Source organism: Arthrobacter castelli DSM 16402, assembly GCF_000430705.1.
In the GTDB taxonomy this organism is placed as follows: domain Bacteria; phylum Actinomycetota; class Actinomycetes; order Actinomycetales; family Micrococcaceae; genus Arthrobacter_C; species Arthrobacter_C castelli.
The window spans coordinates 68,311-86,466 of sequence record NZ_AUMN01000006.1; the positions used below are offsets into that span (position 1 = coordinate 68,311).

General features: G+C 64.6%; 17 protein-coding genes. 12 read left to right on the forward strand and 5 right to left on the reverse strand.

Translation table 11 applies throughout. The features are described from left to right. Nucleotides 1–4: 4 nt before the first annotated feature. The 4 genes from H535_RS0108475 to sdhC are packed head-to-tail and all read right to left on the reverse strand — an operon-like array spanning nt 5 to nt 3,478. Complete coding sequence (locus H535_RS0108475; RefSeq protein ID WP_026819217.1) at nt 5–799, reverse strand: succinate dehydrogenase iron-sulfur subunit; 795 nt, start codon at nt 797–799, stop codon at nt 5–7. Beyond that, complete coding sequence (gene sdhA / locus H535_RS0108480; RefSeq protein ID WP_026819218.1) at nt 799–2,571, reverse strand: succinate dehydrogenase flavoprotein subunit; 1,773 nt, start codon at nt 2,569–2,571, stop codon at nt 799–801. Before sdhA ends, H535_RS0108475 begins: the two co-directional genes overlap by 1 nt. A 54-nt stretch (nt 2,572–2,625) precedes the next feature. Then, nucleotides 2,626–3,096, reverse strand: a complete 471-nt coding sequence (locus H535_RS0108485) for a succinate dehydrogenase hydrophobic membrane anchor subunit (protein ID WP_026819219.1) — start codon at nt 3,094–3,096, stop codon at nt 2,626–2,628. 1 nt (nt 3,097) lies between these two features. Next, a complete protein-coding gene (gene sdhC / locus H535_RS0108490) occupies nt 3,098–3,478 on the reverse strand; it encodes a succinate dehydrogenase, cytochrome b556 subunit (RefSeq protein ID WP_035768909.1) in 381 nt (126 codons plus the stop codon). 546 nt (nt 3,479–4,024) lie between these two features. Between sdhC and H535_RS0108495 the strand changes: the two genes are divergently transcribed. From H535_RS0108495 to H535_RS0108545, 11 genes are all read left to right on the forward strand, one after another. Continuing rightward, nucleotides 4,025–5,164, forward strand: coding sequence for a mannose-1-phosphate guanylyltransferase (locus tag H535_RS0108495; RefSeq protein WP_026819221.1), 1,140 nt, complete (start codon nt 4,025–4,027; stop codon nt 5,162–5,164). Between the two features lie 40 nt (nt 5,165–5,204). Next, nucleotides 5,205–6,458, forward strand: a complete 1,254-nt coding sequence (locus H535_RS24300) for an amidohydrolase (RefSeq protein ID WP_081416534.1) — start codon at nt 5,205–5,207, stop codon at nt 6,456–6,458. Between the two features lie 260 nt (nt 6,459–6,718). Then, nucleotides 6,719–7,849 carry a BMP family lipoprotein gene (locus tag H535_RS0108505; RefSeq protein ID WP_026819222.1) on the forward strand — a complete coding sequence of 377 codons (1,131 nt, stop codon included), beginning with the start codon at nt 6,719–6,721 and terminating at the stop codon, nt 7,847–7,849. Nucleotides 7,850–7,962: 113 nt separating this feature from the next. Then, nucleotides 7,963–9,579, forward strand: a complete 1,617-nt coding sequence (locus H535_RS24305) for an ABC transporter ATP-binding protein (RefSeq protein ID WP_081416535.1) — start codon at nt 7,963–7,965, stop codon at nt 9,577–9,579. Further along, nucleotides 9,576–10,958, forward strand: a complete 1,383-nt coding sequence (locus H535_RS24310) for an ABC transporter permease (protein ID WP_081416536.1) — start codon at nt 9,576–9,578, stop codon at nt 10,956–10,958. The genes H535_RS24305 and H535_RS24310 overlap by 4 nt, the downstream gene beginning before the upstream one ends. Then, nucleotides 10,955–12,241 (forward strand): ABC transporter permease, encoded by a 1,287-nt coding sequence (locus tag H535_RS0108520; protein ID WP_026819223.1) that lies wholly within the window; start codon nt 10,955–10,957, stop codon nt 12,239–12,241. Before H535_RS24310 ends, H535_RS0108520 begins: the two co-directional genes overlap by 4 nt. Before the next feature lies 1 nt (nt 12,242). Beyond that, complete coding sequence (locus H535_RS0108525) at nt 12,243–12,701, forward strand: cytidine deaminase (protein ID WP_081416537.1); 459 nt, start codon at nt 12,243–12,245, stop codon at nt 12,699–12,701. Between the two features lie 18 nt (nt 12,702–12,719). Beyond that, complete coding sequence (locus tag H535_RS0108530; protein WP_026819225.1) at nt 12,720–14,006, forward strand: thymidine phosphorylase; 1,287 nt, start codon at nt 12,720–12,722, stop codon at nt 14,004–14,006. 212 nt (nt 14,007–14,218) lie between these two features. Next, nucleotides 14,219–14,893 carry a DedA family protein gene (locus tag H535_RS24315; protein WP_035768870.1) on the forward strand — a complete coding sequence of 225 codons (675 nt, stop codon included), beginning with the start codon at nt 14,219–14,221 and terminating at the stop codon, nt 14,891–14,893. An 18-nt stretch (nt 14,894–14,911) separates the two neighbouring features. Beyond that, nucleotides 14,912–16,054 carry an adenosine deaminase gene (locus H535_RS0108540; protein ID WP_026819226.1) on the forward strand — a complete coding sequence of 381 codons (1,143 nt, stop codon included), beginning with the start codon at nt 14,912–14,914 and terminating at the stop codon, nt 16,052–16,054. Next, the gene (locus H535_RS0108545) at nt 16,051–16,860 is read left to right on the forward strand and encodes a MazG nucleotide pyrophosphohydrolase domain-containing protein (protein WP_425387268.1); all 810 of its coding nucleotides are present in this window, start codon (nt 16,051–16,053) and stop codon (nt 16,858–16,860) included. Before H535_RS0108540 ends, H535_RS0108545 begins: the two co-directional genes overlap by 4 nt. 25 nt (nt 16,861–16,885) lie before the next feature. Here H535_RS0108545 and H535_RS24320 read toward each other — a convergent pair whose 3' ends face one another. Further along, a complete protein-coding gene (locus H535_RS24320; protein ID WP_051298844.1) occupies nt 16,886–17,188 on the reverse strand; it encodes a helix-turn-helix domain-containing protein in 303 nt (100 codons plus the stop codon). Between the two features lie 46 nt (nt 17,189–17,234). On the opposite strand from H535_RS24320, the gene map reads away from it, so the two are divergent. Next, nucleotides 17,235–18,023, forward strand: coding sequence for a type I methionyl aminopeptidase (gene map / locus H535_RS0108555; protein WP_026819228.1), 789 nt, complete (start codon nt 17,235–17,237; stop codon nt 18,021–18,023). Nucleotides 18,024–18,156: the final 133 nt, after the last annotated feature.

The window sequence follows — 18,156 nt, forward strand, 5'->3', positions numbered from 1 at the left end:
CTGCTTAGACCTTACGCGACAGGATAGCCTGCTTCACCTCGGAGATGGCCTTGGTGACCTGGATGCCGCGTGGACATGCATCGGTGCAGTTGAAGGTGGTGCGGCACCGCCACACGCCTTCCTTGTCGTTGAGCACTTCCAGGCGCATGTCGCCGGCGTCGTCGCGGGAGTCGAAAATGAAGCGGTGGGCGTTCACAATCGCCGCCGGACCGAAGTACTGGCCGTCCGTCCAAAAGACCGGGCATGACGAGGTGCAGGCCGCGCACAGGATGCATTTGGTGGTGTCATCGAAACGCTCGCGCTCCTCGGCCGACTGCAGCCGCTCCTTGCTGGGAGGGGCGCTTTCGTTCATCAGGAACGGCATGATCTCCCGGTAGGACTGGAAGAAGGGTTCCATGTCCACGATCAGGTCCTTCTCCACCGGCAGGCCCTTGATCGGCTCAACGGTGATCGGCTTGGAGGTGTTGAGGTCCTTCAACAGCACCTTGCAGGCCAGCCGGTTGTGCCCGTTGATCCGCATCGCGTCGGAGCCGCAGACGCCGTGGGCGCAGGAGCGCCGGAAGCTGACGGAACCGTCCATCTCCCATTTGACCTTGTGCAGGGCGTCCAGCACGCGGTCGGTGCCGTACATGGTCACCTGGAAGTCGTCCCAGTAGGCCTCGTCGTAGAACTCAGGGAGGTAGCGGCGCACCCTCAGGGTGATGTCGAACGAGGGAATCTCCCCGCTGCCGGCGACGCTGTCCGGGAGCTCAACCTTGGAGGCCGGCTCTGCTGATTCGTCTTTAGTCTCAGTGGGCATTAGTACTTACGCTCCATCGGCTTGTAACGGGTGAATTCCACCGGCTTCGTCGCCAGGCGAATGCCGGGAACATCGGCCTCTGTAGCTGCAGGGTCGAGGTAGGCCATGGAATGTTCCATGAAGTTCTCGTCGTCGCGGTCCGGGAAGTCCTCCCGGTAGTGGCCGCCGCGGGATTCCTTCCGGTGCAGCGCGGCCGCCGTCGTGACCCGTGCCAGGTCCAGCAGGATCCCCAGTTCGACTGCTTCCAGCAGGTCGAGGTTGTACCGCTTGCCCTTGTCCTGGACGGTGATGCGCATGTACCGCTCCTTCAGCGCGTCAATGTCGCCGACGGCCTTCTTGAGGGTATCTGCGGTGCGGAACACCTGCACGTTGGTGTCCATGGTCTCCTGCAGCTCCTTGCGGATGGCGCCCACCCGCTCGGTGCCTTCGGAACCGCGCACGGCGTCCAGCAGGGTGGCCGTGTAGGACTCCGGGTCTTCGGGCAGGTCGACGAATTCCGCCGTCTGCGAGTACTCGGCCGCGGCAATGCCGGCGCGCTTGCCGAAGACGTTGATGTCCAGCAGGGAGTTGGTGCCCAACCGGTTGGAGCCGTGCACGGAGACGCAGGCCACCTCGCCGGCGGCGTAGAGGCCGGGGATGGTGCTCTCGTTGGTCTGCAGCACCTCGGCGGAGATGTTGGTGGGGATCCCGCCCATGTTGTAGTGCGCCGTGGGGAAGACCGGGACCGGTTCGTTGTACGGCTCCACGCCCAGGTAGGTGCGGGCGAATTCTGTGATGTCCGGCAGCTTCGCGTCGATGTGCTCCGGCTCCAAGTGCGTCAGGTCCAGCAGCACGTAGTCCTTGTTCGGACCCGCCCCGCGGCCTTCGCGCACCTCGTTGGCCATCGACCGCGCGACGATGTCACGCGGGGCGAGGTCCTTAATCGTCGGCGCATACCGTTCCATGAACCGCTCGCCGTCGGCATTGCGGAGGATTCCGCCTTCACCACGCGCGGCTTCGGAGAGCAGGATGCCCAGCCCCGCCAGGCCGGTGGGGTGGAACTGGAAGAACTCCATGTCTTCGAGCGGAATGCCGCGGCGGTAGGCGATACCCATGCCGTCACCGGTGAGGGTGTGCGCGTTCGACGTGGTCTTGAAGACCTTGCCGGAGCCGCCGGTGGCGAACACGACGGACTTGGCCTGGAAGACGTGCAGTTCCCCGCTGGCCAGGTCATAGGCGACGACGCCGGCGACCCTGCGGTTGAGCTCTCCGTCGACTTCCTCGTCCACCATCAGCAGGTCGAGGACGTAGAACTCGTTGTAGAACTCGACGTTGTGCTTGACGCAGTTTTGGTAGAGCGTCTGCAGGATCATATGGCCGGTACGGTCCGCCGCGTAGCAGGAACGGCGCACCGGAGCCTTGCCATGGTCGCGGGTGTGGCCGCCGAAACGGCGCTGGTCGATGCGTCCTTCCGGCGTGCGGTTGAACGGCAGGCCCATCTTCTCCAGGTCGAGCACCGCGTCGATGGCTTCCTTGGCCATCACCTCCGCGGCGTCCTGGTCCACCAGGTAGTCGCCGCCCTTGATGGTGTCGAAGGTGTGCCATTCCCAGTTGTCCTCTTCGACATTGGCCAGCGCCGCGCACATGCCTCCTTGCGCGGCGCCGGTGTGCGAACGGGTGGGATAGAGCTTGGTCAGTACAGCCGTCCGTGCGCGCTGGCCGGATTCGATGGCCGCGCGCATGCCTGCACCCCCGGCGCCGACAATTACGACGTCGTACTTATGAACCTGCATGCTTGATGCTCTTTCTGTTGAAATCAGAATCTAGTGAAGATGGACCGCTGCGCCTTAGGCCGAGCAGAAGGACGGGAGCAAATCAGCCGTTGCATTCGGCGGGCAGGGGTTGAAGGTGAAGATCACCAGAGTTCCCAGCACGATGATGACGGCGGAGGCCGCGAACAGGATCACCTTCAGCCAGAAGCGGGTGCTGTCCTTTTCCGCATAGTCGTTGATGATGGTGCGCACGCCGTTGGACCCGTGCAGCATGGCGAGCCAGAGCATGGCCAGGTCCCAGACCTGCCAGAACGGATCGGCCCACTTGCCGGCCACGAAACCGAAATCCACGGCCTGGATGCCGTTGCCGACCATCAGGTTCACGTAGAGGTGGACGAAGATCAGCACCACCAGCACGATGCCGGACATGCGCATGAACAGCCATCCGAACATCTCGAAGTTGGAGTTGCTGCCGCTGTTCCGGTTGTACTTCACACCGTCTTTGATGTTGTCGGAACTGCGCGGTGGTTGGATGGTCTGCGCCATTTTAGTGACCCCCGAAAACGTTGGGTAGATGCCGGATCAGGAACACGGTCAAGGTGATGGCCCAGACGGCGAGGACGATCCACAGCATCTGCCGGTGGAACTGCGGCCCCTTCTTCCAGAAATCGACAAGTATGATGCGGATCCCGTTAAAGGCGTGAAACAGGATGGCGGCGACCAGTCCGGCCTCGCCAAGGCCCATGATTGGATTCTTGTAGGCACCGATCACCGCGTTATAGGCCTCCGGAGAGACGCGCACCAGTGACGTATCCAAAACGTGCACCAATAGAAAGAAGAATATAACGACGCCGGTAATCCGATGTCCGACCCACGACCACTGACCTTCCCGTCCGCGGTAGAGGGTCCCAGCTGGTGTCTTCGACACTGAATAACCTCCCTGCATCGCAATGGCGCCGGCGTATATTTCCACGCAGGAGAGCGCATATGCGAGAGCACTCGTAGCTCGACTCTAACTTAGGCTTCGGGGTGCTGGAAGTTCAATTCAGGAGTTCCTTTAATGCATGTTGCCTTGATCACCGCATGCTCCGGTGCCGGTGCTGGGGGCGCGGGAAGATGCCGGTGGCGCATTGCCGGTGGCGCGGGACGATGCTGGCAGGCGCTCCGGGTGCAGTGGGCAGGGCAGTGGGAGGTGCAGGGGCGAGAAGGTGCTGGTGTGCGTCCCCCTGGTACAGGCATTAACACCAAGGGCACGGTGTTGCGGCGTGTCGACGTCGGACACGCCGCCAAACTGCGATTCCAGCCTCCGCTGGTGTTAATCCGTGCTGCAGGTGCCGCGTCGTTCCGTGGGGTGGGCACCGTTCCGCGTGGAAGAGCCGCGTCGTTCCGTGGGGTGGGCACCGTTCCGCGTGGAAGAGACACCGCTCCGCGTGGGGCGGAGACCTCTGGCAGTGCGACGGCTACGCTGGTGGTGATGAGCACTGAACAATCGGCCGACCTTTCCGGCGGCGGGACCATGGACCGGTTCTACGCGGTGATCCCCGCCGGCGGGACCGGTACGCGGCTCTGGCCCTTGTCCCGCGCAGCAACTCCGAAGTTCCTGCATGACCTGACCGGCTCGGGGACCACCTTGCTGCGCTCCACCTACGACAGGTTGAAGCCGCTGACCGGCCGGCGGATCCTGCTGGTCACCGGCGTGGCTCACCGGGACGCGGTGCGCAGCCAGCTGCCGGAGCTCAGCGAGGCGGACCTGCTGCTGGAGAACGAACCGAAGGATTCCGGCGCCGCTATCGGCCTGGCGGCGGCCATCCTGGCCCGCCGGGACCCGGATATCATCATCGGGTCCTTCGCGGCCGACCACGTGATCAGCCCCGACGAAGTATTCCGCGATGCGGTGCGCGAGGCCGTCCACACCGCCGCCGCCGGCCGGATCGTCACCATCGGCATCGAGCCTGCCTTCCCTTCGACGGGTTTCGGGTATATCCGGTCCAACAGCGAACTGGACATTGCCGGTGCGCCGCACGCCCGCGCGGTCGTGGAGTTCGTGGAGAAGCCCTCTGAAGAGGTCGCCAAACAGTACCTGCAGTCCGGCGAGTACCACTGGAACGCGGGTATGTTCGTGGCGCCGGTTTCACTGATGCTGCAGCACCTGCGGCAGTCCCAACCGGAGCTCTACGACGGCTTGAACGAGATCGCCGATGCCTGGGAAACCGACCGCCGCGAGGAGGTGATGACCCGCATCTGGCCCACCCTGCCCAAGATCTCCATCGACTATGCCGTGGCCGAGCCTGCCGCCAAGGGCGGGGATGTGGCAATGGTTCCGGGCAATTTCACCTGGGACGACGTTGGCGACTTCGCGGCCTTGGGCCGGCTGAACAGTGCTGCCGACATCTCCGAACTGACAGTGATGGGCGACGGCGCCCGCGTCTTCTCCGAGTCGGCGTCCGGAGTGGTGGTCTCGGATACCAAACGCGTGATCGCCCTGATCGGCCTGGAAGATGTGGTGATTGTCGATACGAAAGACGCCCTGCTGGTGACGACGACGGAGCACGCCCAGGAAGTTAAGCAGGCAGTGGAGCGGCTCAAGGCAAGTGGGGACGATGATGTGCTTTAAGATTCGCGAAAACGACGCGTATCGGCGATAGGGTTTTTGTGTGGAAACAGATCCAGCCTCAAGTGATCCTGCCGCGCTGATTGGGTCGTGGCTGCCGCCCAAGGTGGACGAGTTGATCGCCTTCCGCCGGGACTTGCACGCCCATCCGGAGCTTTCCCGGAAGGAATTCCGCACCACCGACAAGATCTTCGAGCGGCTCACTCAGGCGGGCCTGGCTCCGAAGAGGTTCGAAAACACCGGCCTGTACGTCGATATCGGGCACGGGCCCATCGCCACTGCGCTGCGGGGGGACATCGACGCCCTTCCCCTGGTGGAAGACACCGGATTGGAATACTCATCCACCAACCCCGGTGTCACTCACGCCTGCGGCCACGACATCCACACCACGGTGATGGTCGGAGTCGCCTTGATCCTTGCCGAAATCGATGCGGCGACACCGTTGACCGGCACAGTGCGGATCATTTTCCAGCCGGCCGAGGAGACGATGCCCGGCGGTGCCTTGGACGTGATCGAGCAGGGCGGTCTGGAGTCGGTGCCGCGCATCCTTGCGCTGCACTGTGATCCAAGGGTCGACGCCGGCCAGGTCGGCACCCGTATCGGCGCCATCACCTCGGCCTCGGACACGATCCGGATCGAATTGTCCGGTCGCGGGGGACATACCTCCCGCCCCCACGCCACCGAAGACCTGATCTTCGCCATGTCCGAAATAGCCGTCAACGTCCCGGCGGTGTTGAGCCGGCGGATCGACGTGCGCAGCGCCGTGTCAGTGGTGTGGGGCCAGATCCGCGCCGGATCGGCCCCGAACGCTATTCCGTCAAGTGGTTTCATGGCCGGAACCATGCGTGTCCTGGACCGCGACGACTGGTACGCCGCCGGCGACCTGCTGGACCAGGTGGTGCGCCAGACGGCGGCCCCCTTCGGCGTCGAGGTGCAAATGGAACACCTGCGCGGCGTCCCGCCGGTGGTCAATTCGGAATCCGAAACGGCGCTGCTCGAAGCTGCGGCCCGCTCCGAACTCGGTGAGGACTCTGTGGTGCTGACCCCGCAGTCGATGGGCGGGGAGGACTTTGCCTGGTTCCTGCAGGATGTCCCCGGATCCATGATGCGGCTGGGAACGCGGACGCCGGGCGGCGGGATTTTCGACCTGCACCGCGGCGATTACGTGGCCAACGAAGACGCCATCGGCGTCGGCGTCAAGGTGATGGCCGCGGCCGCCCTGCGGGCGGTGCGGCAACGACGCCGGCAAGACAGTGGAACGGGCGCTGCCGGCGGAACCGGTGGTACCGGCGAATAGTACCGGTGGGCGGCACCGGCAAGCAGCACCGGCGAGCAGGCGTTGATAACAACTTTCCAACAATGCCTCCAAGGACCGGGTTGCGTGACAGCGGGCGTGACTTTTCCCACTAAGGTAGGCTCATACATGCGCTTTGGCGCAGGCTCCATGGGGTGTCAGTGAAAACGACAGCGGTAACGGCAGCAGTCACCGGCGATTGCTGCTTCGCGGGCACTCATTGAATTTCTTCCCGTGGGGGGAACTAGCTTCTGGAGGAAACAGTGAAGAATATTCTTAGTGCCACCAGGCGGCGCGCCAGTGTTGGCGCGGCCGTGCTGAGTGTGTCAGCACTCCTGCTGGCCGGCTGCGGCGAGGCTCCGCAGTCGTCAGAAGGTAATGGCAATGGCGGCGGGGGAGAGACAAAAGCCGCCAACAGCGACTACTTGGGCTGCATCGTCTCGGACTCCGGCGGATTCGACGACCAGTCGTTTAACCAGTCCAGCTATGAGGGCCTGAAGGCTGCGCAGGAGGAACTCGGGATCAAGATCCAGGAGGCCGAGTCACAGGCTCCGACGGACTTTGAGCCGAACCTCAACTCGATGGTGCAGTCCGGGTGCGACCTGACCGTCACAGTTGGCTTCCTGCTCGGCGACGCGACCAAGAAGATCGCGAAGCAGAACCCGGAGCAGAACTTCGCCATCGTCGACTTCAACGACCCTGAGTTCACCGACAACGTCAAGCCGTTGGTCTACGACACCGCCCAGGCAGCGTTCCTGGCCGGTTATTTGGCGGCCGGCATGACTGAGACCGGAACGGTCGCCACCTATGGCGGCGTGAAGATCCCCACCGTGACCATTTTCATGGACGGGTTCGACGCCGGCATCGACTACTACAACAAGCAGAACAACGCCGACGTGAACCTGCTGGGCTGGGACCGCAAGTCGCAGGAAGGCACCTTCATCGGTGACTTCGAGAACCAGAGCGCCGGCAAGACCAACACCGCCAACTTCATCAACGAAGGCGCGGACATCATTCTGCCCGTGGCCGGCCCGGTGGGACTCGGCACCGTTGACGCGGTGAAGGAGGCCAACAAGTCCGGTAAGGACGCCAGCATTGTCTGGGTCGACTCCGACGGTTACAAGGCTGTGCCCGAGGCACAGGATCTGTTCCTCACGTCGGTGATGAAGGGCATCACCAAATCGGTGAAGGACGTCATCACAGCGGATGTGAATGGCAAATTCAACAGCCAGCCCTATGTTGGAACGCTCGAGAACGGCGGGGTCAGTATTGCCCCGTACCACTCGTACGCAGACGATGTCCCGAAGGAGTTGAAGTCCGAGATCGAGGACATCAAGGCCGGTATTATCGCCGGCGAAATCGATGTCCAGTCGGATGCGAGCCCCGAGCAGTAATACACTCAGCACAAGGCGCGCCGTTACCCATGGGGCGGCGCGTCTTGTCTGTACTCGAGCCGGACCACAGGTCCGGCCCAGGACTTACTCGAAGAACAGATTGGTTTCCGGTCTTGAAACTCGAACTAGAGGGAATTACCAAACGATTTGGTTCCCTTCTCGCCAACGACCACATTGACCTGGTGGTCGAACCCGGAGAGATCCATTCGCTGCTGGGCGAGAACGGTGCCGGCAAATCGACCCTGATGAACGTGCTCTACGGCCTGTACAACCCGACCGAGGGCCGGATCCTGGTGGACGGCAAGCCCGTCAACTTCAAGGGCCCCGGTGACGCGATGGATGCCGGCATCGGCATGGTGCACCAGCACTTCATGCTGATCCCGGTGTTCACCGTTGCCGAAAACGTGGCGCTGGGCAATGAAGCCACCCACGCCGGCGGCATGCTGAACCTGGAAGAGACGCGGCGGAAGATCCGAGAGATTTCGGACAAGTACGGGTTCCATGTCGACCCGGATGCCCTCGTCGAAGACCTTCCGGTCGGCGTGCAGCAGCGCGTCGAGATCATCAAGGCCTTGGTGCGGGACGCCGAAGTGCTCATCCTGGATGAGCCAACTGCGGTGCTGACCCCGCAGGAGACAGACGAGCTGATCGACATCATGGCCCAACTCAAGGCCAACGGGACGTCGATTGTTTTCATCTCCCACAAGCTCCGCGAGGTGAAGGCCGTCTCGGACCTGATCACCGTGATCCGCAGGGGCAAGGTCGTCGGCACCGCCGAACCATCGGCATCGACAGCAGAACTGGCGTCGCTGATGGTGGGGCGGGCGGTGAGCCTGACCTTGGACAAGGAAGACGCCACGCCGGGGGAGAAAACCTTCCAGGTCACCGACCTGAAAGTCACCGCCGCCAACGGACACCGCGTCGTCGACGGCGTCAGCTTCGACGTCGCCCGCGGTGAGGTGCTCGCCGTTGCGGGTGTGCAGGGCAACGGGCAGACAGAACTGACCGAAGCCGTCCTGGGACTGCAGGACCATGTCTCCGGGTCCATCAAACTGGAGGGCAGGGAGCTGGTCGGGCGCAGTATCAAGCAAGTGCTGGCCGCCGGCGTCGGCTTCGTCCCCGAAGACCGCACCGTGGATGGGCTGGTGGGGCCATTCACCATTGCCGAGAACATGGTGCTGGACATGTATGACCGCCCGCCTTACGCCAAGGGCCTGGGGATGAAGCCAAAGGTCATCGCCGACCACGCCCGGCAGAAGGTCGAGGAGTTCGACGTGCGTACTTCAGGGATTGAATCCGCCGTCGGCACCCTCTCGGGAGGGAACCAGCAGAAGGTTGTGCTGGCCCGCGAACTGTCCCGGTCGTTGAAACTGTTCATCGCCTCCCAGCCAACCCGCGGTCTCGACGTCGGTTCCATCGAATTCGTGCACAAGCGGATCATCACCGAACGCGACAACGGAACCCCGGTGATGATCGTGTCCACCGAACTCGACGAAGTGGCCGAGATCGCGGACCGGGTTGCCGTGATGTACCAGGGAACGCTGATGGGGATTGTCCCCGGCGACACCTCCAGGGATGTGCTGGGCCTGATGATGGCCGGGATGAGCGCCGAAGATGCGAAAGCACAGCCACGTACCGAACACCCGATGGAAACCGGCGGACCGGCCGGAATCGATGACCGACACGATGGGCCCGACGATGAATCCGGGGAGCGGGGAGGAGACAAATGAGCCGTTCCGATGACGGGAACCGGCGCGACGACGACGATCAGCGCGATCCGGATTTTGGCCAGGATGAAAACCGGGCCAGGGCGGACGTGGAGACCGGCGGCGGCCGCGAGCCGCTGCCGGCGGTCCCCGCGGAAGCCCAGAGCGGCGAGGTGGAGCCGCAGCAGGACCGCGGCCGCTCCATTCTCAAGGAGATCTTCCAGGGCGGATCGCTGGTATCCATCCTGGCGATTGTGCTGTCCCTGGTCCTGGGCGGGCTGCTCATTGCGATTACCAATGAGCGGGTCGCAGATGCCGCGAGCTACTTCTTCGCACGGCCGACCGATACCCTGGTCGCCGCCTGGGAAGCTGCCTCCAATTCCTACGTTGCCCTGTTCCAGGGGGCAATTTTCAACCCGCGGGCCAGTGACTTCCAGGGGATGATCTTCCCGTTCACCGAGACGCTGGCCGTTGCCACGCCGTTGATTCTGGCCGGGCTGGGCGTTGCGTTGGCCTTCCGGGCCGGGTTGTTCAATATCGGCGCACAGGGCCAGATCATCATCGGAGCCACCATGGCGGCCTGGGTGGGTTTCACCCTGGACCTGCCGTGGGGCGTTCATCTGCTGTTGGTGATGCTTGCCGGCATCATCGGCGGTGGGTTGTGGGCCGGTATCGCCGGCCTGTTGAAGGCGCGCACGGGTGCGCATGAGGTGATCCTGACCATCATGCTGAACTACATTGCCATCCACTTGCTGCAATTCCTGCTGACCACCGAGTCGTTCCAACGCCCTGGAGCATCCAACCCGATCAGCCCACAGCTGGACCAGACGGCGATGTATCCGCGGCTGTTCGGCGACGCCTTCCGGCTGCACTGGGGCTTCATCGTCGCCATCGGCGCCACGGTGCTGGTCTGGTGGCTGCTGCACCGCTCCACCATCGGCTTCGAGTTCCGCGCCGTCGGCGCCAACCCGTACGCTTCCAAGACCGCCGGTATCAGCGTTGCCAAGGGATACACCTTGGTGATGATCATTGCCGGCGCTCTCGCGGGACTGGCCGGCGTCGCCCAGGTTTCGGGCACTGAAGGCGTATTGACCGACGGCGTCGCAGCCAGCTTCGGCTTCGACGCCATCACGGTGGCCTTGCTGGGCCGTTCCAAGCCCTGGGGGACCTTCTTCGCCGGCCTGCTGTTCGGCGCCTTCCGGGCGGGCGGCGTCACCATGCAGACGCTCACCGGAACTCCGATCGACATTGTGCTGGTTGTCCAGTCGATGATCGTGCTCTTTATCGCCGCACCTCCATTGGTACGCGCGATCTTCAGGATCCATGAGGACGGCGACGGACGGAAGGACAAGCGCCGCCGCAAGTCCGAGCGCCAGACCGTCAAGGCAGGAGGTGCAGCATGAGCGCGCCAGTGACCTCGCCCCAAGGGCAGGCTCCCGAACTCGATACAGTCCGGGACTGGAAGAATCCCATCATCTATGCCATCTTCGCGGTGGTCGGGTTAGTGGGGTTTGCCTTCAACGCCCCCGGCACCACTGCCACCTTCGATATTTCGGCCGGCCGCGACGCCGTGCAATTGGCGCCGGTGGTGGTTCCAACCGTTCCGGTCGGATGGGCTTGCGCGCTGATCCTGATCGCCATCGCGGTCTTCTCCTTCCTGCAGACACAAGCAGGACGCAAGGATCCGCGATGGATGCCGATTGCCTACGCCATCGTTTTTGTCGTTGGCTTCCTGGTCTGGGTGGTCGGCGGAGCCAATAAGACCGACGTATCATTGGTCGGTCTGCTGGCCGGATCGGTGACGATGGCGGTGCCGCTGATCTTCGGCTCGCTCTCCGGCGTGCTCAGTGAGCGCGTGGGCGTGATCAACATCGCCATTGAGGGCCAGCTGCTCGCCGGTGCCTTCGCCGCGGCAGTCGCCGCCTCCATCTCCGGGAACGTCTACGTGGGCATGCTGGCAGCCGCCATTGCGGGTGTGCTGGTATCGGTGGTGCTGGCCGTGTTCAGCATCAAATACCTCGTCAACCAGATCATCGTCGGGGTGGTGCTCAACGTCCTGGTCTCCGGGCTCACCGGCTTCCTGTTTTCCACCGTGCTCAGCCGCGATTCGGCGACCTGGAACTCACCGCCGTCGTTGCCGGTCATCCAGATTCCGGTGCTGGAGCACATCCCGATCCTCGGCGGCATCCTGTTCCGCCAGACCATCGTCGGGTACCTGATGTACGCGGCGGTAATCATCACCTACATCGGCCTGTTCCACACCAAGTGGGGGCTGCGCGTCCGCTCGGTGGGCGAACACCCCAAGGCCGCGGACACCCTCGGCATCAAGGTCAACTTCACCCGGGCACACAATGTGATGCTCGGCGGGGCAGTGGCCGGCCTGGGAGGATCGTTCTTCACCCTGGTCTCGGTCAGCCAGTTCACCAAGGACATGACGGCCGGGCAGGGCTATATCGCCCTGGCGGCGATGATTTTCGGGCGGTGGAACCCGATCTGGGCGTTCTTCGCCGCCCTGCTGTTCGGCTTCGCGACCAACCTGAGGTTCGTGCTGAGTATCCTCGGCACACCGGTTCCCGGCGAGTTCCTGGCGATGCTGCCTTATGTGGTGACCATCGTGGCGGTTGCCGGCCTGGTGGGACGCTCCAGACCGCCGGCAGCCAACGGTACGCCGTACATCAAGGGGTGAGATGACTACCAACGACGACGGCGGCCCGGCAGGCGCGCCCGGCACCGGCCCCGAGCCCGGCGCCGACACCGCGATCGACTGGGAGGCGCTGATCCGGGCCGCCCGCTCGGCGCTGGAGAATGCCTACGTTCCCTACTCGCAGTACCCGGTGGGAGCGGCGGCAATGGTCGACGACGGCAGACTGATCACCGGCGCGAACGTGGAGAACGCCTCCTACGGGCTGACCTTGTGCGCCGAGTGCTCGTTGGTCTCCGCGCTGCACATGGGCGGGGGCGGCCGGATCACCGCGTTCACCTGCGTGGACGGCGATGGCAATATCCTGGCCCCCTGCGGACGCTGCCGCCAGCTGCTGTACGAACACCGCGCGGCCGCGATGCAACTGCTGACCGTCAGCGGAGTCAAGAGTATGGACCAGGTGCTGCCCGATGCCTTCGGCCCGCAACACCTTGATCAGCGTTAGCAACGAGAGGATCGAAAAATGAGCCCGGACTTCGACGCCGTCGACATCATCCGCACCAAGCGTGACCGCGGCACGCTCAGCGGCGAGCAGATCGACTGGACCATCGATGCCTACACCCGTGGCACTATCGCCGACGAGCAGATGTCGGCGCTGAACATGGCGATCCTGCTTAATGGGATGTCGCGGCCGGAGATTTCCCGGTGGACCACGGCGATGATCAGCTCCGGCGAGCGGATGGACTTCCCCTCGCTGGGCAAGGCAACGGTGGACAAGCACTCCACCGGCGGGGTGGGGGACAAGATCACCCTGCCGCTGGCGCCGCTGGTCGCAGTGTACGGCGTCGCGGTTCCGCAATTGTCCGGCCGCGGGCTGGGCCACACCGGCGGGACGCTGGACAAACTGGAGTCGATCCCCGGATGGCAGGCATCGCTGTCCAATGAACAGATGATGTCCCAACTGTCCGACGTCGGCGCCGTCATTTGCGCCGCGGGCTCGGGGCTGGCTCCGGCGGACAAGAAACTCTACGCGCTGCGGGACGTGACGGGGACAGTGGAGTCCATTCCGCTCATCGCCTCATCCATCATGAGCAAGAAGATCGCCGAGGGCACCGGGTCGCTGGTGCTGGACGTGAAGGTCGGTTCCGGCGCCTTCATGAAGGACGAGGAATCCGCCCGCGAACTGGCCGAAACAATGGTCGCGCTCGGCCAGGACGCCGGGGTGAAGACCGTTGCGTTGATGACCAATATGGAAACACCGCTCGGACTGACCGCGGGCAACGCCATCGAAGTCGAAGAATCGGTCCAGGTCCTCGCCGGAGAGGGGCCGGAAGACGTCGTCGAACTGACGGTGCGGCTGGCCGAGGAAATGCTCGCCGCAGCCGGGGTTCCGGATGCGGACCCGGCGGCCGCGTTGAAGGATGGCCGGGCGATGGACGTGTGGCGCCGGATGATCGCCGCGCAGGGCGGCGATCCGGATGCGCAGCTGCCGGTCGCCCGCGAATCGGAGACGATCTACGCCCCCGCCGACGGCGTGCTGGTCGGGCTGGATGCGCTCAGCGTCGGGGTGGCTGCCTGGCGGCTGGGGGCCGGACGTGCGCGCAAGGAGGACCAGGTCCAGGCCGGCGCCGGCGTGAGGATGCATGCCAAGCCCGGTGCCGTGGTCCGTTCGGGTGAACCGCTGATGACTATGTTGACCGACGACGCGTCCCGGTTCGACCGCGCCCGCGAGGCCCTGGCTGACGCCGTCGTCATCGCCGCCGAAGGTGCACGCCCGGCCCAGCGGCTGATCATCGACCGCATCGCCTGACGCCGGCGCCTGCGCTGGGATCAAGGCCTGTTCCTCCTCATCCCCGGGGATGAGGGAAGCCGCCGCTAAAGCCCCCGGTGGGTTGATGCCTGCCACCACCTAAGTTCCGTACGTTGATAAATGCGGGACCAATCAGGGAAGCACCCCATATCCGCCGGTGTGCGCTGTACGGGATCGTTGAACTGAGGGAACAACGAAGGGGTGGCACGGGTATGGAATTTGTCGACGGATTCACGGCATGGGTCGAGGCGGTCAATGACACGATCCTCGATGCGGCCGGTTCCGGCTGGATATACCTGCTGCTGTTCGCGCTGTGCATCGTCGACGCATTCTTCCCGCCTGTTCCCAGCGAAACCGTCGTCGTCGCCCTGGCCGCAGTGGCCATGACCTCCGGCGTGCCGAACCTGTGGGTGATCACAATCCTCGCTGCGGCCGGGGCTATCATTGGCGACAACACCGCCTACGTGATCGGCCGGTCCATCGGCACCAGACGGTTCCGGTGGATGCGGCGGCCGAAAGTGGCCGAGTCGTTCTCCTGGGCGGGAAGCCAGCTGGACAAGCGGGGCCCGATACTGATCATGGCCGCGCGGTACATTCCGGTGGGGCGGACCGCTGTGAATATGACCGCCGGAGCGACGGGCTTCCACCGAGTGCAGTTCTTCTGGTTATCGGTGATCGCCGGTTGTTCCTGGGCGTTGTATTCGGTGGGCATTGGCATCCTCGCCGGGCACTGGGTGCAGGACAATCCTTTCCTTGGCGTCGCGCTCGCGGTGGGCATTGCGATGGTCCTTGGGCTGATCGTGGACTTCATCAACCGCAGGCTGACGGCGCGCCGGGCGGCACGAGCCGAGGCAGCGAAGCGTTGGTCGGAGCCGACGCGGTTGTGACGTACTACAGTGTCTTCTGTGAGTGAACCAGTTTTGAACGCCGTGCCAGCATCCGACCTGACTTTCGACGTCCGCTCCCTGCCGAAGGTGTCCCTGCATGACCACCTCGACGGCGGGCTGCGTCCGCAAACCATTATCGAACTCGCCGCCCGCATTGGCCACGAGCTGCCTTCCACCGACGCGGTGGCACTGGGGCAGTGGTTCCGCGAGTCGGCCGATTCGGGATCCTTGCCCCGCTATCTTGAGACATTCGAGCACACCGTCGCCGTGATGCAGACCCGGGATGCACTGGCCCGGGTGGCCGCCGAATTCGTGGAGGACCTGGCCGACGACGGCGTCATCTACGGTGAAGTGCGCTGGGCACCTGAACAGCATCTGCAGCAGGGCCTGAGCCTCGACGAGGCTGTCGAAGCAGTCCAGGAAGGGCTGGAGGCCGGAGTTGACACGGTGGAATCCACCGGGCGGCAGATCCAGGTGGGGCAGCTGATTACCGCCATGCGGCACGCCGACCGCAGCATGGAAATCGCCGAGCTGGCCGTGAGGCACCGGGACTCCGGCGCCGTCGGGTTCGACATCGCCGGAGCGGAAGACGGCTTCCCGCCGTCGAGGTTTGCCGAGGCCTTCACCTATCTGGCCGAAAACCAGTTCCCCGTTACCGCCCACGCCGGTGAAGCCGCCGGTCTGGACAGCATCGCCGACGCTCTGGTCAGCGCCCGGACGCTGAGGCTGGGACACGGGGTTCGGATCGCCGAAGACATCGACGTCGAATTCACCAACGATGATGACGGCGACGGCGACGTCGGACTGGTCAGCCTGGGCCGGCTGGCCTGCTGGGTCCGCGACCGCAGCATCCCGCTGGAAATCTGCCCGTCGTCGAACCTGCAGACCGGCGCGGTGGCAGGCTTTGGCGAGCAACTCAGCGAACACCCGGTGGACTTGCTGTACCAGACCGGATTCAACGTCAGCATCAACCCGGACAACCGGCTGATGAGCGGGGCGACGCTCAGCGACGAACTGGAACTGCTGGTCGACACCTTCGAGTACGATCTGGATGACCTGCAGACGCTGATGCTCAACGCCGTCGAGGCCGCGTTCCTGCCGCTGGAAGAGCGCGAAGCGCTGGCCGACTACGTGGTGGAGGGATTCGCGAACGAGCGGTGAACAGATCCGACGGAGTAGACGCCTCGTGGGTCGACCAAACGGGCGCCAGCGAGAGCGTGGCGTGGGTCGACCAAACGAGCGCCAGCGAGAGCGTGGAGACCGGCTTCGCGCGGCTGAACGAGGTCATCGCCCAGCTGCGCGAACACTGTCCCTGGATGGGGGCGCTGACCCACGCCAGTCTCGTTGAGTACCTGATCGAGGAGACGTACGAGCTGGTCGAAGCCGTCGAGGAAGACCACCCGCCGTCCGAGCTCGCCGGGGAGCTCGGGGACGTGCTGCTCCAGGTCGTGCTGCATGCCCGCCTGGCCGAGGAGGAAAGCCGGTTCGGCATTGAGGATGTGGTCAACGGGCTGACGGAGAAAATGGTCCGCCGCAACCCGCACGTGTTCACCCCCGACGGCCGGCTGCAGGAGACTTTCCCGGCGACGGTGGAGGAGATTATTGACCGCTGGCACCAGGTCAAGCAGCGGGAGAAGCCGGAGCGGACCTCCGCATTCGACGGCATCCCCGCGTCGCTGCCGGCGCTGGCGCTTGCCACCAAGACACTCAAGCGGGCCGAGGCTGCCGGACCTGACGGACCTGACGGACCTGACGGGGCAACCGGCCGCGACAGCGTCGACAACCCGGCCGGCCCGCACACCGGCGGCCCCGCCGCACCCGGCAGCAGCGCAGCCGCCCCGGCAACCGAGGACGAGCTGGGCGATTTCCTGCTGGACATTGTCCGCCACGCCACGTCCAGCGGGATGGACTCCGAACGGGCCCTGCGTTCCGCGGTCGCCCGGTTCCAGGAACGCCGGACTGCATGAGTCGGGGACTGTGCGTCGTTTTATCTTATCGAGCGAGTGGCGATGGCAGCTCCACCGGTATCCGACCACCGGAGACGTCCTCCCGGGGCGCGGCGACCTGTGCCCACATCTCGTCGAGGGAGAGGCCGAGGACCGTCGCGACCGCCGCGATGGTCGAGAACGACGGCGTAGCCACGCGGCCCGTTTCGATCTTGCGCAGCGTCTCCGGCGACACGCCGGCGTCGAGTGCGACCTCGAGGATCGAACGCTCCCGCCGGGCAAGCCGCAGCACCGCACCGAGGCGCTGCCCGCGTTCGATCTCCTCAGGGGTGAGCGGCAATCTGACCATGACACGATTCTAATACCGGGATGATCTGACCGGTATAGTTATTGGCATGATCGAAATCCTCAGCCCAGCCCAGCTGGGCCGCGCCCGGGACACGGGACGCCTCGTCGGCGACATCCTCCACGCCGTGAAGCACCGCGCCCGGGCCGGCACCAACCTGCTCGACATCGACCGGTGGGCCAAGGAGATGATCGTCGAGGCCGGTGCCGAGTCCTGCTACGTCGACTACGCGCCCTCGTTCGGTCGCGGCCCGTTCGGGCACTACATCTGCGCGGCCGTCAACGATGGTGTCCTCCACGGAATGCCGCACGACTACCGCCTGGCGGACGGCGACCTGCTCACCCTTGACCTCGCCGTAAAGCTCAGGGGCGTCGCCGCGGACGCCGCCATCAGCTTCGTCGTCGGCCAGATCCGCTCCTCCGAAGACCAGAAGATGATCGAGACCACCGAACGTGCGCTGGCCGCGGGTATCGCCGCAGCGCGGCCAGGGGCTCGCGTCGGCGACCTCTCCCACGCCATCGGCTCTGTGCTCGCCGACGCCGGGTATCCGATCAACCTGGAGTTCGGGGGCCACGGCATCGGGACGACCATGCATCAGGATCCCCACGTGGCGAACAGCGGCCGTCCCGGGCGTGGCTACAAGCTGCGACCCGGCCTGCTGCTCGCCCTGGAGCCCTGGGTCATGGCAGACACGGACAGGTTGGTCGTTGACGCCGATGGGTGGACGCTGCGCAGCGCGACCGGATGCCGCACCGCGCACAGCGAGCACACGATCGCCATCACCGATGACGGGGCCGAGGTCCTCACCTCGCCAGTCCCCTACACAGTGACGGCTTGATGCGGCGGTCGTGACGGCGCCGGATGCCCGAACCCCGCCGGCGTCGTCATTCGCGCCATAGCGGGTCAAACTGAACTAGGCTGGGAGTCAATCATTAACCCGCGACGCGCACCAGTTAATCGTTTCCATAGGA

Bases quoted from the DNA above. Each gene is read 5' to 3' on its own strand.
- H535_RS0108525 (WP_081416537.1), top strand. From the start codon at position 12,243: ATGACTACCAACGACGACGGCGGCCCGGCAGGCGCGCCCGGCACCGGC.
- H535_RS24315 (WP_035768870.1), top strand. From the start codon at position 14,219: ATGGAATTTGTCGACGGATTCACGGCATGGGTCGAGGCGGTCAATGAC.
- H535_RS0108520 (WP_026819223.1), top strand. From the start codon at position 10,955: ATGAGCGCGCCAGTGACCTCGCCCCAAGGGCAGGCTCCCGAACTCGAT.
- map (WP_026819228.1), top strand. From the start codon at position 17,235: ATGATCGAAATCCTCAGCCCAGCCCAGCTGGGCCGCGCCCGGGACACG.
- sdhA (WP_026819218.1), bottom strand. From the start codon at position 2,571: ATGCAGGTTCATAAGTACGACGTCGTAATTGTCGGCGCCGGGGGTGCA.
- H535_RS0108485 (WP_026819219.1), bottom strand. From the start codon at position 3,096: ATGGCGCAGACCATCCAACCACCGCGCAGTTCCGACAACATCAAAGAC.
- H535_RS0108530 (WP_026819225.1), top strand. From the start codon at position 12,720: ATGAGCCCGGACTTCGACGCCGTCGACATCATCCGCACCAAGCGTGAC.
- H535_RS0108475 (WP_026819217.1), bottom strand. From the start codon at position 799: ATGCCCACTGAGACTAAAGACGAATCAGCAGAGCCGGCCTCCAAGGTT.
- H535_RS24320 (WP_051298844.1), bottom strand. From the start codon at position 17,188: ATGGTCAGATTGCCGCTCACCCCTGAGGAGATCGAACGCGGGCAGCGC.
- H535_RS24310 (WP_081416536.1), top strand. From the start codon at position 9,576: ATGAGCCGTTCCGATGACGGGAACCGGCGCGACGACGACGATCAGCGC.
- H535_RS0108495 (WP_026819221.1), top strand. From the start codon at position 4,025: ATGAGCACTGAACAATCGGCCGACCTTTCCGGCGGCGGGACCATGGAC.